This is a genomic window from Streptomyces albus subsp. albus (assembly GCF_000725885.1).
GTDB classification, from domain to species: domain Bacteria; phylum Actinomycetota; class Actinomycetes; order Streptomycetales; family Streptomycetaceae; genus Streptomyces; species Streptomyces albus.
The window spans coordinates 11,941-26,305 of the sequence record NZ_JODR01000030.1; the positions used below are offsets into that span (position 1 = coordinate 11,941).

Annotated in this window: 13 protein-coding genes; 8 read left to right on the plus strand and 5 right to left on the minus strand. The window is 74.0% G+C overall.

What is annotated here, in order from left to right:
• The first annotated feature begins 262 nt into the window (after positions 1-262).
• Together IO40_RS0128345 and IO40_RS0128350 are read left to right on the plus strand one after the other, a co-directional pair.
• A complete protein-coding gene (locus IO40_RS0128345) occupies positions 263-1,075 on the plus strand; it encodes an SAM-dependent methyltransferase (protein ID WP_016467214.1) in 813 nt (270 codons plus the stop codon).
• 74 nt (positions 1,076-1,149) lie between these two features.
• Positions 1,150-1,860, plus strand: a complete 711-nt coding sequence (locus tag IO40_RS0128350) for an alpha/beta hydrolase (protein WP_016467215.1) — start codon at positions 1,150-1,152, stop codon at positions 1,858-1,860.
• A 35-nt stretch (positions 1,861-1,895) separates the two neighbouring features.
• Here the strand turns inward: IO40_RS0128350 and IO40_RS0128355 are convergent, their stop codons facing one another.
• The 5 genes from IO40_RS0128355 to IO40_RS0128375 all read right to left on the minus strand — a co-directional run bounded on the left by IO40_RS0128355 (position 1,896) and on the right by IO40_RS0128375 (position 8,731).
• Entirely contained in the window at positions 1,896-2,855 is a 960-nt protein-coding gene (locus tag IO40_RS0128355) for an alpha/beta hydrolase family protein (protein WP_016467216.1), read from the minus strand.
• 519 nt (positions 2,856-3,374) lie between these two features.
• Positions 3,375-5,000, minus strand: coding sequence for an endonuclease/exonuclease/phosphatase family protein (locus tag IO40_RS0128360; RefSeq protein WP_016467217.1), 1,626 nt, complete (start codon positions 4,998-5,000; stop codon positions 3,375-3,377).
• Between the two features lie 532 nt (positions 5,001-5,532).
• The gene (locus tag IO40_RS0128365) at positions 5,533-6,408 is read right to left on the minus strand and encodes a sugar phosphate isomerase/epimerase family protein (RefSeq protein ID WP_016467218.1); all 876 of its coding nucleotides are present in this window, start codon (positions 6,406-6,408) and stop codon (positions 5,533-5,535) included.
• Entirely contained in the window at positions 6,405-7,583 is a 1,179-nt protein-coding gene (locus IO40_RS0128370; RefSeq protein ID WP_031176382.1) for a dihydrodipicolinate synthase family protein, read from the minus strand. The genes IO40_RS0128365 and IO40_RS0128370 overlap by 4 nt, the downstream gene beginning before the upstream one ends.
• On the minus strand, positions 7,580-8,731 hold the full coding sequence (locus tag IO40_RS0128375; protein ID WP_031176383.1) for a Gfo/Idh/MocA family protein: 1,152 nt from the start codon (positions 8,729-8,731) through the stop codon (positions 7,580-7,582). Before IO40_RS0128375 ends, IO40_RS0128370 begins: the two co-directional genes overlap by 4 nt.
• A gap of 392 nt (positions 8,732-9,123) precedes the next feature.
• On the opposite strand from IO40_RS0128375, the gene IO40_RS0128380 reads away from it, so the two are divergent.
• The 6 genes from IO40_RS0128380 (at position 9,124) to IO40_RS0128405 (ending at position 14,362) form a co-directional block, all read left to right on the plus strand.
• Positions 9,124-9,486 (plus strand): NADH-quinone oxidoreductase subunit A, encoded by a 363-nt coding sequence (locus tag IO40_RS0128380; protein WP_031176384.1) that lies wholly within the window; start codon positions 9,124-9,126, stop codon positions 9,484-9,486.
• Complete coding sequence (locus tag IO40_RS0128385) at positions 9,477-10,685, plus strand: hypothetical protein (protein WP_031176385.1); 1,209 nt, start codon at positions 9,477-9,479, stop codon at positions 10,683-10,685. The genes IO40_RS0128380 and IO40_RS0128385 overlap by 10 nt, the downstream gene beginning before the upstream one ends.
• Complete coding sequence (locus IO40_RS0128390; RefSeq protein ID WP_030408933.1) at positions 10,678-11,607, plus strand: NADH-quinone oxidoreductase subunit H; 930 nt, start codon at positions 10,678-10,680, stop codon at positions 11,605-11,607. The genes IO40_RS0128385 and IO40_RS0128390 overlap by 8 nt, the downstream gene beginning before the upstream one ends.
• A 78-nt stretch (positions 11,608-11,685) precedes the next feature.
• On the plus strand, positions 11,686-12,192 hold the full coding sequence (locus IO40_RS0128395; RefSeq protein ID WP_041968484.1) for an NADH-quinone oxidoreductase subunit J: 507 nt from the start codon (positions 11,686-11,688) through the stop codon (positions 12,190-12,192).
• A complete protein-coding gene (gene nuoK, locus IO40_RS0128400; protein ID WP_016467225.1) occupies positions 12,189-12,491 on the plus strand; it encodes an NADH-quinone oxidoreductase subunit NuoK in 303 nt (100 codons plus the stop codon). The genes IO40_RS0128395 and nuoK overlap by 4 nt, the downstream gene beginning before the upstream one ends.
• Positions 12,488-14,362, plus strand: coding sequence for a proton-conducting transporter transmembrane domain-containing protein (locus IO40_RS0128405; RefSeq protein ID WP_016467226.1), 1,875 nt, complete (start codon positions 12,488-12,490; stop codon positions 14,360-14,362). Before nuoK ends, IO40_RS0128405 begins: the two co-directional genes overlap by 4 nt.
• The last annotated feature ends 3 nt before the right edge of the window (positions 14,363-14,365 follow it).

The following is a 14,365-nucleotide window of genomic DNA, read 5'->3' on the forward strand; positions in this document are numbered from 1 at the left end:
GTCCGTGCCGGACGGCCGCCCTGCCGTTTCCGGCCGGCGGTGCGCCCCTTCCCGCCCTGCCGCCGCGCGGCACCGGCGCACCCGCACAGTGGTGCGGGCATCCGGCTCGGTCCCGGCAACTGCCGTGCCGCGCAGGGGCTTTGCCGAGGCGTCCCGCCGCGCCAGGGACACCCCGGGGGCCGGTCCGCCACCGGACGGCCCTAGGGTGGCGGCAGCGAGTTCGAGGCCCCGGCGGACCACCGGGGCCGGAGTGGAGAGCACCATGCGGGAAACCGGGGACGGACCCGAGCGGCTGAACACCGGCACGGCGCATTCGGCGCGGGTCTACGACTACATCCTGGGCGGCAAGAACCACTACGAGGCCGATGTCGCGGCCGGGGACGCGATGGTCGAGGTGTGGCCGGCCCTGCCCGCGCACATGCGGGCCAACCGGGCGTTCATGCTGCGGGCGAGCCGCTGTCTGGCGCGGGAGCACGGGGTGCGCCAGTTCCTGGACATCGGCACCGGGCTGCCCACCTCGCCGAATCTGCACGAGGTCGTGCAGGAGGTCGCGCCCGCCGCGCGGGTCGTCTACGTCGACCACGACCCCATCGTGCTCAACTACGCCCAGGCGCTGCTCGCCAGCACGCCTCAGGGCCGCACCACCTACATCGAGGCGGACATGCGGGACCCCGACGCCATCCTCGGCGCCGCCGGCTTCCGCGACACCCTCGACCTGGACGAACCGGTGGCGCTGCTGGTCATCGGCATGCTGCACTTCATCCACCCCGGGGACGACGACCAGGGGCTGATCCGCCGGCTGCTGGACCCGCTGCCGTCGGGCAGCTGGCTGGCGGCGACGGTGGGCACCGCCGACTTCGCCCCGCAGGAGGTGGGCCGGGTCGCCGAACGGTACGCGGCCGAGGGCATGCCGATGCATCTGCGGACGCACGCCGAGGCGTCCGCGTTCTTCGACGGCCTGGAGACGATCCAACCGGGTCTGGTGCAGGTCCACAAGTGGCGTCCGGACCCGGACGACGAACGGGTGCGGGACGAGGACATCGCCATGTACGGCGCGGTGGCCCGCAAACCGTAGGGGCGGAGGCGTACGGACCCGTCGCCGCCTGCGGACCTCCGCCCCGGCGGGGTGGTGACGGACAAAGGAGTGAGATGAGGGAACGGCCCACCCCGGTCCTGGTGCACAGTCCGCTGGTCGGGCCGTCGTCCTGGCGGCCCGTCGCCGCGGCGCTGCGCGCGCGGGGGTACGCGACGGTCGTGCCCTCGCTGTCGCCGGTGCTCGGGAGCCGGGACGGCTGGTACCCGCGGATGGCCGCGGCGGTCGCGCACGAGGTCGCCCGGCACGGGGGTGCCGGGCGAACGGTGCTCGTGGCCCACAGCGGTGCCGGTGCCCTGCTGCCCGCGGTGGCGGAAGCGACCGCCGCGCCGGTCGTGGGCGCCGTCTTCGTCGACGCGCTCCTGCCCCATCCCGGCCGCGGCTGGACCTCGACCGTGCCGGAGGCGCTGCGCGAGCGGTTGCGCGGGCTGGTCCGGGACGGACTGCTGCCGCCCTGGGACGAGTGGTTCCCGCCCGGCACCGTCGAGGAACTGCTGCCCGACCCGCGCATGTACGCGCGCTTCCGCGCCGAACTGCCGCACGTGCCGTGGGCGTTCCTGGAGGAGCCGGCCCCCGAGGTGCCGGACCTCCCCCCGTCCCGGTGCGCGTACCTGCGGCTGAGCGAGGCGTACGAGGCCGAGACGCAGGAGGCCGAGCGGCGGGGGTGGGCGGTCGCGCGTCATGCCGCGCACCACCTGGCCCCGCTCACCGCGCCGCAGGAGGTCGGCGCGGCACTGGAGGCGCTGCTCGACCGCCTCGGGCACTGACCGCCCGGCCGCCCGGCCCCGGACGCCGGCCGGTCCTACTTCGACTCGACGCGCCCCCACGGACTGGTCCCGCCCGTCAGCGCCTCGCTCGCCTTCTGCCAGGCGGGGTCGCCGGGGAAGAGCCGGCTGCGCAGGTAGGCCCAGGTCAGGTGCTGGACGGCGGAAACCCGCCCGGGGTTCTCGTCCGTGGTCTCGGCGACGTCGTAGCCGGAGATCCCGCCGAGCCCGTGCTCCGCGCCGAAGAGGGTCAGCAGGGTCTTGGGGCCCGGGGCCAGTACGTACGGGTCGGCGTGCCAGTCCGGGCCGGCGACCGTCAGATGGGCGGAGTCGTCCTTGTCGCCGGCCACGACGAGCGTGGGCGTCGTCATCCGGGAGAAGTCCGTGGTCTTGAAGAAGGGCCAGTTCTCGACCACCGTCTCGGTGAGGACGTCGCCGCCCCTGCCGGTCGTGGCGAGCAGGACGCCGGCGGTGATGCGGGGCTCGCTCAGGTCCACCACCGTTCCGTCGTCGGGGTCGGTGAGCCGGGCGCCCAGCAGCAGGCTCGCGGTGTGCCCGCCCATCGAGTGGCCGGCGACGGCGACCTTGTCGCGGTTCAGGCGCCCGCCGAGCTGCGGGACGGCGGCCTCTATCTCGTCGAGCCGGTCGAGGATGCGCGTCATGTCCTCGGCCCGCGAGCGCCAGAACATCGGTGCGCCGGGGGTGTCGGGCGCCAGGTTCAGCGTCGCGGAGCTCAGGTGGGTGGGCTGGATGACGACGAAGCCGTGCGCCGCCCAGAAGTTGGCGAGGGGGGCGTAGCCGTTCAGCGAGGAGAGGTGATTCGAGTAGCCCTGGCCGTGCGAGAGGAGGACGACCGGCAGATCGTCCCCGCTCACGGGCGCGGAGACCCGCACCTGAAGGTCCACGGGCCTGTCGGGGGCCGGCAGTACGACCGGACTGACCGAGAGGACCGGGGCAGGAGTGCCGGTGATGCCGGTCGTGGACGTCGATGAGCTCATGGGGTGTGTCCCTTGTTTCCGGGCAGCCACCGCCGCCGGACGAAGGCGGAGGACTGGAGACAGACGGAAGCGCCGGACTCCGCGAAGAGAACCGGAGCACTGTTCCATTTAGAATACGGAGCAGTGTTCCGGTTGGTCAACAGGGGTCGGCCGCCACGCCGCGTACCCGGACCGCGACGACGGTCCCCGAGCGGCGGGCCCAGCTGGGGGCTGTCTTCCGTCGCCACACCGTTCGGCTGGGCTCGGGAGCCGGATCCAGGCCCACGTCCTGAGCGCTCCCGGGCCCGGAATCAGGTCGCCCGGACCCGCCGCCCAGCTCCAGGCCCGAGCGCTGCTTGTGGATCGGTGTGCGGGCCGGACGAAGACGCCAGCGATGGGGTAGCCGGCGGTCGTCAGCGACGGTGGGCGACGAGCGACAGCGGTTCCGGAGCAAGCAGGGGGCCACCCGGAAGCGGGTGGCCCCCTGCTTGCCGTGCGGTGCCGAGAGCAGCACCGCACGGTGGCGACAGTCGCCCTGCCTCACCTGACCGGTTCGAACCGCCACTGGTAGAGGCCCGTTTCGGTCTTCAGCGGTGCGCCCAGCTCGTTGGGGCTGGGCTGCAGCGTGCCGCCGAGGTCCGGGGTGACGATCTGCCCCTTGAGGAACTTCCAGTGCGCCGAGGTGGGCACTGCCGTCTGCGGGTCGCAGGGAATCTCCGTGACGGCGTTGGACGGACCGGCGTACCGGGTGAGGCACCAACCGTCGTCGAAGGCGAGCAGATACTCGCCGGGCCGGGTGCTGAAGAGCACCTGGACCTTCTCGGTATCGCTGCCCGAGGGCTTCTTCACGGTCGGCGGTGCGGCGTTCCCCTCCGGGTACTCGTCCGCGAGCACGGCGTTGTCCAGGTGGTGGGGGAAGATGCGGTAGGTGTCCCCGGGAACAGGGGTGTGGCACTGTTCCTCGGGATCCATCGAGTCCGCACGACGCTCCAGCTCCTTCTTGCCGGCTTCCGCCGTGTCCGCGCCGCGGGCGTCGGAGTCGGTTGCGCCGGCTCCGGTGCCGGCACCGCTAGGAGCCGTGTCCGTGCCTCGTGCGCCGTTTCCCGTGGGGGCGGCGTCCTCCCCGACGCCCGTGGCGCGAGCGTCACCATCCGGTGCGCTCGGTGCGGCGCCCGCACCTGTTCCCGGACTCGGGGCTGTCCCGTGGGGGCCGGCATCGGCCCCGCCCGTGCCGGGGTTCTCGGGTTTCACCGAGTCACTGTGGTCGTCCTTCTTCTCCTCCTCCGCACGGCGCCTGAGCGGCGAGCCGCCGCCGCAGTACGGGTTCGGAAGGTAGCGCACGTACGCGGTGTGGTCGGAATTGGTCCCTCCGCGTACGGCGTTGACGGTGGAGTTGTTCTCGTTCTGCATGTACGCGAAGTCGAGTTCGCCACCTCCCTGATGGGTGGGTTGATTCGAGGCGACGATGTGATTCTGCAGGTTGGCCGGCATCCGGCCGGGGCTGCGGTTGAAGTCGGCCAGCACCACCCAGTCCTGGCCGGGGTGGTAGCGCGCCATGAACTGCCGGGCCGTTTCGATGATGTCCTCGGCGTCGTTGGGCGCGGTCGGGCCGTTCGACAGTGCGTGTGCGTTGAAGTACCACGTCTCGCCGAACTGCACGCCCATCATCGGCCGGGAGTTGAACCTGCCGCCCACCGGCAGCTGAACGGCGTCGCGCGCCGTCTCGCGAGAGGCTATCGCCAGACCGTTCCGCTGCTGTCCGGGGTCGGCCCAGTAGATGTTCACGATGTCCGGGCGGCTGTTCGTCCCGATGTTGTACAGGTGCTCGGTGACGCCGGGTTGCGGGAAGACCCGCTCGCTCTGGTGGGACGACGGCGGCGGTCCGTTGCCGGCCTCCTGGAGCGATGCCACCTGAACACCGTCGTCGTTCAGCATCCGGCGGATCTGGGTGAGCCAGCGCGACTCCGGGACCGTGCCGTCGATACCGTCCCGCTCGCCGTTCATGTTCCACTGCCCGGCCACCCGGTCGTTCTCCACCGCGTGAGCGGGCGGGCTGGTCCAGTCGACGGCAACCAGGGCGGGGGCCAGGAAGCCGGCCGCGGCGAGCACAGCGACCCAGCGACGTTTTCCGAGGCCGTACCGCGAAGCATGCTCGCGCGTGCGCATTCCTCTTCGAGCCGTTAACGCGGCACGTGATGAGTCGATCAAGAAAATCCCCCCATGGGTTCTGTTTCGACGGATCAGGCCATCGCAGACGGCGCCGGGTCCCCCACCCGAAGATCCGCAACGCGGCCGGAGCTCGCTGCCCCACTGGGGGCGGGCACTGGACTGCGCGGTCTTTCGCAGGGCATCGGGTCGGTCCTTGTGAGCAGGAACAAATGCGGCACCGGGCCGGTGCGGGGCCTTCCACGGAGTTGGATGCGAGAGGAAGCGAGAATGTTTCGACCTGGCTCCATGATTTTTTTGCGCGGCCGGGAACTGACGGCCGTGCTGCTTTCTTGTGCGGGTGGTGACAACAGCCTCTGCCGTCACCCGCGGCAGTGCCTCACCACCCACGAGTGAGGGAAAGAACAGCATTGCGGCAGTACAGGGCCTCCGCCCTGTCGGACACCCCTTTGGGGATCGTGTGGCCCGCGCGCACGAGGACCGGGTCGCCGGTCGCCTGACGTATCAACCGACCGTGATCCGCCAACCAGGATCACATCGACGACAGACCCTCGGGCGCGGCCGGTTCCAGGGCGTGCTGCCGGTAGCGTTCGGCCGTCTCCGCGAGGACTTCCGTGCCGTCCCGCTCCCACAGCCGGGAGTTGAACAGCTCCACCTCGACGGGGCCCCGGTAGCCGGCCGCGTCGACCAGGCGGCGGAACCCCCGCAGATCGACGCACCCGTCACCGAGCTGCCCCCGCCCCAGCAGGGCGCCCTCGGGCAGCGGGGTGACCCAGTCCGCGAGCTGGAAGGCGGCGATACGGTCACCGCGGCCCGCGCGGGCGATCTGCTCGGGCGCCCGGTCGTCCCACCACAGGTGGTAGGTGTCCACGACGACGCCGACCTGTCCGGCGGGAAACCGCTCGGCCAGGTCGAGGGCCTGGTCGAGGGTGGAGACGACGCACCGGTCGGAGGCGAACATCGGGTGCAGCGGTTCGATCGCCAGGCGCACCCCGCGGTCGCGGGCGTCGTCGCAGAGCGCGGCGAGCGCGTCCGCGACCCTCTCCCGGGCGCCGGCCAGGTCACGGCTGCCGGCGGGCAGCCCTCCCGAGACGAGGACGAGGGTGCTCGTGCCGAGTGCGGCGGCCTCGTCCAGGGCGGCACGGTTGTCGTCCAGGGCGCGGCGCCGTGCGGCAGGATCGGGGGCGGTCAGGAAGCCGCCGCGGCACAGCGAGGTGACGGTCAGTCCGGCGTCGCGCACCAGCCGGGCCGCCGCCGCCAGGCCGTACTGCTGCACGGGTTCGCGCCACAGGCCGACCTGGGTGACGCCGACCCGGGCACAGGCCTCGGCGAGGCCGGGCAGCGAGAGCTGTCTGACGGTCTCGTGGTTGATGGAGAAACGGGCCAGGTCCGGCTGCGGCGTCGTCACTGGGGCACTCCGTGGACGGTGAGGAGCTGCCGGATGCGGGCCCCGGCCAGCTCCGGGTCGGGGAAGAGGCCGAGGCCGTCGGCCAGTTCGTAGGCCCGCGCCAGATGGGGCAGGGAGCGGGCGGACTGGAGGCCGCCGACCATCGTGAAGTGGTCCTGGTGCCCGGCCAGCCAGGCGAGGAGGACGACCCCGGTCTTGTAGTAGCGGGTCGGGGGCCCGAACAGGTGCCGGGCGAGGGGGACGGTGGGGTCGAGTGCGGCGCGGAAGCCGGCCGTCTCCCCGCTGTCGAGCATGCGTGCCGCTGCGGCGGCCAGCGGGGCGAGGGGGTCGAAGACGCCGAGCAGTGCGTCGCTGTGGCCCAGCCGGTCGCCCTCGATCAGTTCCGGGTAGTGGAAATCGTCGCCCGTGTAGCAGCGCACACCGTCCGGCAGGCGCCGGCGGAGCCGCACCTCGCGGTCGGCGTCGAGGAGGGAGACCTTCACACCGTCCACCTTGCCGGGGCGGCGGGCGATGATCCCGAGGAAGGTGTCGGTGGCGGCGTCCAGGTCGCGGCTGCCCCAGTAGCCCTCCAGCGCCGGGTCGAACATGGGGCCCAGCCAGTGCAGGACGACGGGGCGCCGGGCCTGCCGCAGCAGGTCGTCGTAGAGGCGCGCGTAGTCCTCGGGGCCGCGGGCGGCGGCGGCCAGCGCCCGGGACGCCATCAGGACGGCCTGGGCCCCGGCCTCCTCGATCGTCTCCAGCTGCGTCTCGTATGCGGCGCGGACGGCGTCGAGCCCGGCGGGTCCGGAGAGCTGGTCGGTGCTGGCACCGCAGACGATCCGGCCGCCGGCGGCCCGTGCTTCGGCGGCCGAGCGGGTGATCAGTTCGGCGGCGACGGGCCAGTCCAGCCCCATGCCGCGCTGTGCGGTGTCCATGGCTTCGGCGACACCGAGACCGTGCGCCCACAGATGGCGGCGGAAGGCGAGGGTGGCGTCCCAGTCGACGGCGGCGGGACCGCCGGGATGGGTGTCCGCGAACGGGTCGGCCACCACATGGGCGGCGGCGAGGACGGTGCGGGACGCGGGCGGGGCGTGGCGGCCCTGCGCGCGCACGGCGGGGTCGGGTTCGGCGCGGGGGCGGTAGGTGCGCAGGCCGCCGTCGGCGCCGGGCAGCCGTACGGTTGCCGTGGCGCTCACAGCACCGGCTCCGGGACGGTCAGCCGGCGGCCCTCGGCGAAGGAGCGCAGGCCCAGTTCGGCGAGCTGGACACCCCGGGCGCCGGCCAGCAGGTCCCAGGTGTAGGGGGTGCCGAGGGCGACATGACGCAGGAAGAGCTCCCACTGGGCCTTGAATCCGTTGTCGAACTCGCCGTTGTCGGGTACCTCCTGCCAGTGGTCGCGGAAGGTCTCGGTGGCGGGCAGGTCGGGGTTCCACACGGGTTTGGGGGTGGCGGAACGGTGCTGGGCGCGGCAGCGGCGCAACCCGGCCACCGCGGAGCCCTCCGTTCCGTCCACCTGGAACTCGACCAGTTCGTCACGGTGCACGCGGACCGCCCACGAGGAGTTGATCTGGGCGACGATGCCGCCCTCCAGTTCGAAGATGCCGTACGCGGCGTCGTCGGCGGTGGCCGCATAGGGTTCGCCGTTCTCGTCCCAGCGGCGCGGGATGTGGGTGGCGACGTGGGCCTGCACGGAGGTGACGCGGCCGAAGAGATTGTGCAGCACGTACTCCCAGTGCGGAAACATGTCCATGACGATGCCGCCGCCGTCCTCGGCACGGTAGTTCCAGGAAGGACGCTGCGCCTCCTGCCAGTCCCCCTCGAAGACCCAATAGCCGAACTCGCCGCGCACGGAGAGGATGCGGCCGAAGAATCCGCCGTCGACGAGGCGTTTGAGTTTCAGCAGCCCCGGCAGGAACAGCTTGTCCTGCACGACGCCGTGCCGGACGCCGGCCCGCTGCGCGAGCCGCGCCAGTTCGAGGGCGCCCTCCAGTCCGGTGGCGGTGGGCTTCTCGGTGTAGACGTGCTTGCCCGCGGCGATGGCGCGGCGCAGCGCCTCCTCACGGGCCGAGGTGACCTGCGCGTCGAAGTAGATCTCTACGGTGGGGTCGGCCAGCACCGCGTCGAGGTCGGTCGTCCACTCGCTGAGGCCGTGCCGCCGGGCGAGCGCTTCGAGGGCGTGTTCGCGCCGGCCGACCAGCACCGGCTCGGGCATCAGTGACGTGCCGTCACCCAGGTCGAGGCCGCCTTGCTCGCGGAGGGCGAGGAGGGAGCGGACGAGGTGCTGCCGGTATCCCATGCGTCCGGTCACGCCGTTCATGGCGATCCGTACGGTCCTGACACTCACGTTGCTCCCTTTCCCCTTCCGCTCGGCGGACGGCGGGCAGTAAGCGCTTTCTATCGCGGCGCGGACCACGCTAGCCCCCGTCCCCGCGGCCTCACAAGAGGCGCGGAAGCGGCATGAGGCACCAGGCGCCCCGGCCCGGACGGGCGGCGCGGCGGCGGGGCGAGTGGCGCGGCGTGGGCCACGGGTCGGCCTGCCCCGGCTCGGCGAACTGCTGTGCCACCGACGGGAGCTGACAGCCCCTGCTCGCGACCGGCGGCACCGTGTGACACCGGCTGCGGGTGCGGTACCCCGCGGACGGTCCGTCGCACGGGTTTCGTCCGGGTGCCCGCGGTGACACGTGCGGCGGGAAGCCGTACCCGTGTCGGAGGCCGTCCGGTGAGAAAGCGTCAGCCATGATGTCCCCGATGTCCGTCTGGGAGCCCGTGCTGGTGCTGCTCGGCGTCGTGAGCGGCGGCGTCGCGGCGCTCCACGGGTTGGGGGCCTGGCTGCGGACGGGCCGCGCGCTGCCCGACGCGGGAGCGTTCAGCGGGGGTCTGCCGCCCCGCGAACACGCCTTCTCCCGGTTCCACGTGCGCTGGTACCCGGTGACGATGATCTTCCTGGCGTTCGACATGGAGATGCTCTTCATGTACCCGTGGGTCCGGGTCGTGCGCACGATGGGCGTCCCCGCGGTCGTCGAGATGTTCCTCTTCCTCGCCGTCCTGCTCACCGCCGTGGTCTACGCCTGGCGGGAAGGGGCACTGCGGTGGGCCTGAGAACAGCGTTGCGCCGGATCGCCGCCACGCGGGTGGCGGTGCTGCTCGTCACCGCTCCCGGCGCGACGGCCGTGCGGCTGGCCGTGGAGGCCGGGGTCCGGCGCCGGGGCCCCGCGTGGGGCTGGGCCGAAAGCCCCGCCGCCGCCAACGCCCTGCTGGTCGCCGCGGGACCGGGCCACCAGGCCGGCGGCACCCTCCCGGACTCGCTCCCCGGCCGGCTGTGGGACCTGCTCCCCCACCCCAAGGCGCGGGCCACCGCGGCAGGCGAGGACGAGGCCGGTCCCGCGCTGGACTCGCTGGCCGAGGCACTGGCCGCGGGACCGGGGTGGCGGTCCGGGTCCGCACCCGGCGGCCCCGGCCGGCAGGCGCGCAAGGGCGCGGGCGGTCAGGACACGGAGCTGGTGGCGGGGCTGCCGATGGCGGAGCGGGGGGACGACCGGGACGGGCTGCGCCTCGACGTCCTGCACCTGCCGCTGGGTCCCGCGCTGCCGGACTGGCCGGCCGGGCTGGTCGTGGACGTCGCCCTCCAGGGGGATGTCGTCCAGGAGGCGCGGGTGCGTCCCCTGTCCGGGCCCGGTGCCCTCCCCCCGTCCGGGGATGCCCTGCCGTACTGGGACGAGCCGTGGCTGCGGGCCGCGCACGGCGAGTCGGTGTCGGAGGGCGCCGCGCACCGGCGGCGGTGCGCGGCGCACCTCGACAGCCTGGGGCGGATGCTGGGCGTCGCCGGCTGGCCCGGCCCGGCCGACCGGGCGCGGCGGTTGCGTGACGCCGCACTGCGGGGTGCCCCGGCCGGAGTGCTGCTGCCGGGGGTGCAAGCGCTTCGGCGGCGCGTCGAACGGTCCCGTACGTTGCGCGGACTGGTGCGGGGCCTCGGTCCGCTGCCGGCGGCGCGGGCACGGGAACTGGGGGTGGACGGTCCGGCACTGGCCGCCGCCGGGGACGCCTACGACCGTCTGCTCCGCTGGCCGACCGAGGCCGAACGGTCAGCGGCGGGCGTGGACAGTACGGCACTGTTGGCGGACCGTCGGCCGGTGGGGCCGCGCGGACGGCTGGACGGGCCGCGTCCACCGTCCCGGGCGCTGCTCGACGCGCTGCCACCGCTGCTGGCCGGTGCGGAACTGGCGGCGGCCCGGCTGATCGTGGCCAGTCTCGACCCGGATCCGGACGAGCTGCTGGGCGAAGAGGCGCCGCATGGCTGAGACGGCACCGCTGTGGGCGGTTGTGGTGCTGCCCCTCGCCCTCGTCGTTCTGGCCGGTGTCGCCGCGGGCGCCGATGCGGTGCTCTCGGCCGCGCACGGTGGTGCGGGCGCCTGGCGCCGGGCGGCCGACCCGTGGCGGGAGGCGGTGCGGCTGCTGGTCCAGCAGCCGCGGCGGACGCGGGCCGCCGACCGGTGGCTGGGCCGGATCGGCATCGGCCTGGTGCCGGTGGCGGCGGTGCTGGCGGCTGCGGTGGTGCCGTGGGGCCTGCGGCCCGTGACGGATCCCGCGGTGGGCGTCGTGTGGTTCAACGCGATGGAGGCGCTGGCCTGGGCCGCGGTCTGGCTGGCGGGGTGGGGGCCGAACTCGGCGTTCTCGCTGGTGGGCGGCTACCGGTTCCTCGCCCAGGGACTGGCGTACGAGCTGCCGCACATGCTGGCGCTGACGACGGCGGCGCTGGGCGCGGAGTCGCTGCGGGTGGGCGCGGTGGTGGCGGCGCAGCGCGGGCTGTGGTTCGTGGTCTGGATGCCGGTGGCGTTCGCGGTCCATCTGCTGAGTGCGGCGGCGCTGGCGTTCTGGGGGCCGTTCGCCCATCCGCTGGGGCGGGACGTGGCGGGCGGGGCGGCGGCCGAGTGGAGCGGCCCGGACCGGCTTGTGCTGCTGGCGGGACGGTGGCTGCTGCTGGCGGCCGGTGCGGCGTTCGCCGTTCCGCTGTTCCTGGGCGGCGGGCACGGCCCGTTGCTGCCCGCCTGGCTGTGGACGGTCGTCAAGACGGCGGCGGTGCTGGCCGCGCTGCTGGGCCTGCGGCATCTGGTGCCGACCGTGCGCATGGACCGGTACATGGAGGTCGCGTGGCTGGTGCTGGTGCCGCTGACGCTGCTTCAGGCCCTCGTGGTCGCGGTCGTGGTGCTCGGCCGCCGGTAGGGGAATGGGGAGGTTCCGCTCGTGTTCGGCGACGTGGTGTTCTGGGTGCTGTCGGCCGTGGCCGTGGCGGCCGGGGTCATGGTCTTCCGTTTCGACTCGATGGCCCGCGCCACCTACGCGCTGCTGCTGTCCCTGCTGTGCGTGGGCGGCCTGGTGGTCCGGCTGGGCCTGGACTACCTGGGCGTCGTCATCGTGCTGATGATGACGGTCGAAATGGCCCTGATGGCCGTGTTCATGGTGATGTACATGATGAACCCGGCTGGGCTGATGCCGATGTCCATGCTGCACAACACCAAGGGCGCCGCCGTGGTGTGCGGGGGGCTGTTCGTGCTGCTGGCCGCCGGGATCGTGCTCGCGCCCTGGCCGCACCGGCGGGGCCGACCGGGCGACGATGCGACCCGGGCGCTGGGCGAGTCGCTGATGGGCCCGCACATGCTGACGATGATGACGCTGGGCCTCGCCCTGTTCGCCACCATCGTCGCCACCGTCGTGCTGGCCACCCGCCGGGGCCGCTACGACCGCTTCGGGGACGCTCTGCGGGCGCCCCGGGCGGACGATCCCGCGCGCGGAGGTGTCGGACGGTGACCTTGGAGACGACACTGCTGGTGGCCGCGGCGCTGTTCTGCGTCGGCCTGTTCGGCGCGCTGACGCAGCAGTCGGTCGTGATGCTGATGATGGGGCTGGAACTCATGCTCGGCGGGGTGATCCTGGGCGCGGCCGGGGTCTGGCGCCATCTGTCCCCCACCGCCGACGGGCAGGTGCTGATCGTGCTGGCCGTGACCGTGATGGCGGTGGAGATGGCCGTCGGCTTCGCCGTCGTCACCGCGCTGTTCCGCACCCGCGAGGCCGATATGACGGACATGGCGGCGGAGCTGCGGGAGTGAGCGGGCAGGCGGGCGCACTGGTGTGGGCACTGGCCGGGGTGCCGGCGGCCACCGGCGGCGTGCTGGCGCTCGCCGGCCGCCGTGCCGACCGGGTGGCACCCGGCACGGCGGTGGCCGCCGCGCTGGGCACACTCGCTCTGGCGGTGGCCGCCGCCCGCGAGGCCGCGGCCGTCTCGGCACCGTTCCTTGAGGGCCTGCCGTTGGGCCTGTCGGCCGCGGGGATGTCGGGCCCGCTGGCGGTGACGGTTGCGGGCGCCACCGTCACCGTCCTGCTGTTCGCCGCGGCCGGCCGCGAGGGCGGGGCCCGCGCCAGGTTCCACGGGCTGATGCTGCTGTTCGCCGCCGCCATGCTGGTGACCGTCACCGCGACGACGCTGACCACGCTGCTGCTGGGCTGGGAGGTGATGGGCGCCGCCTCGTGGGCGCTGATCGGCCACCGGTGGCGGGAGCCGGCGCGTACGGAGGCGGCACAGGTCGCGTTCGTGACCACCCGCGCCGCCGACCTGGGGCTGTACGTGGCCGCGGGGGCGGCGCTGGCCGGCGGGGTGGGCTCCCTGCGCCTGGACCGGCTCCCGGAGGCCGCGGGGCCGTGGCTGCACGTGGTCACCGCAGGCGTGGTGACCGCCGCGCTCGGCAAATCGGCCCAACTGCCGTTCGCTTTCTGGCTCTCCCGCGCCATGCAGGGTCCCAGCGCCGTCTCCGCGCTGCTGCACTCGGCGACGATGGTGGCCGCCGGCGCCTATCTGCTGCTGCGGCTGTCCCCGCTGACGGCCGCCTCCGGCTGGGGCGGCGCGGCCGTCGCCTGGGCGGGCGCCGTCACCGCGCTGGCTCTCGGCCTGGTGGCGCTGGCACAGCGCGACCTCAAGCAGTTGCTGGCCGCCTCGACCTGTGCGCAGACGGGGTTCATGGTGCTGGCCGCCGGGGTGGCGGCGACGACCGGCGGGACGCTGCAACTGATGGCGCACGCGGCGGCCAAGAGTCTGGCGTTCCTGGTCAGCGGCTGGTGGCTGGCGCGGCTCGGCACCAAGTCGCTGACGCGCCTGCGCGGTGCGGCCCGGCGGCACCGCGCGGTGGGAGCCGCGTTCACCGTTGCGGCGCTGGGGCTGGCGGGGGTGCCGCCGCTGTCGCTGTGGGCGGCCAAGGATCTGGTGCTGGCCGGTGCGCTGGCCCACGACCCGTGGCTGTACGCGGTGGGGCTGGCGGCGGCCGTGGTCTCGGCCTGCTACAGCGTCAAGGCGCTGTGGTACGTGTGGCAGCCGGTGGAGAGGGAAGCGGCGGGCTCTGCCGTGCGCCGGGCCGCGTCACCGCGCCGCGTTCCGGTCGCCGTCTCCTTGGCGGTGCCGGCGGCGGCGGTGCCGGGGCTGGCCGTCCTCGCGCTGCCCGGGCCGCGTGCCGCCCTCGGCCGTGCGGTGGGCGGCGGCAGCGGACCGGCGCCCGGTGCGGGCGAGTTGCTGCTGTCCGCCGGTCTCGCCGTGGTGGCCGGGTGCGCGGCGTGGGTCCTGGGCGGGCGGCGGACGGTACTGCCGCCGGCGGTGGTCGCGGCGGCCCGGGACTGGCTGCGTCTGGAGCGGGCGGCCCGGGTCTGTGTGGTGCGGCCGGTGCGCCGGCTGGCTGCCGCACTGGCCGCGTTCGACGACCGGGTGCTCGACCGGTGCGTGCACGCGCTGGCCGCCGGCGCGGTGCGCTGCGCCGCCTTCACGGACCGCCGCGTCGAGGCAGCGGTGGACGCCGCGGTGGAGGAAGTCGGCGCGGCGGGGCGCCGGCTGGGCCGTCTCGCGCGGCGTCCGCAAAGCGGCCTGCTGCACCAGTACCTGGCCCAGGCCGTGGCGGCGTTCACCGTCCTGGCCCTCGTCCTCGTCCTCGTGAGGTGACCG

What these genes read in the sequence shown, in the direction of transcription:
- IO40_RS0128380 (WP_031176384.1), top strand. Translation starts at nt 9,124, where the DNA reads ATGATGTCCCCGATGTCCGTCTGGGAGCCCGTGCTGGTGCTGCTCGGC.
- IO40_RS0128360 (WP_016467217.1), bottom strand. Translation starts at nt 5,000, where the DNA reads ATGCGCACGCGCGAGCATGCTTCGCGGTACGGCCTCGGAAAACGTCGC.
- IO40_RS0128355 (WP_016467216.1), bottom strand. Translation starts at nt 2,855, where the DNA reads ATGAGCTCATCGACGTCCACGACCGGCATCACCGGCACTCCTGCCCCG.
- IO40_RS0128395 (WP_041968484.1), top strand. Translation starts at nt 11,686, where the DNA reads ATGGTCTTCCGTTTCGACTCGATGGCCCGCGCCACCTACGCGCTGCTG.
- IO40_RS0128350 (WP_016467215.1), top strand. Translation starts at nt 1,150, where the DNA reads ATGAGGGAACGGCCCACCCCGGTCCTGGTGCACAGTCCGCTGGTCGGG.
- IO40_RS0128390 (WP_030408933.1), top strand. Translation starts at nt 10,678, where the DNA reads ATGGCTGAGACGGCACCGCTGTGGGCGGTTGTGGTGCTGCCCCTCGCC.
- IO40_RS0128345 (WP_016467214.1), top strand. Translation starts at nt 263, where the DNA reads ATGCGGGAAACCGGGGACGGACCCGAGCGGCTGAACACCGGCACGGCG.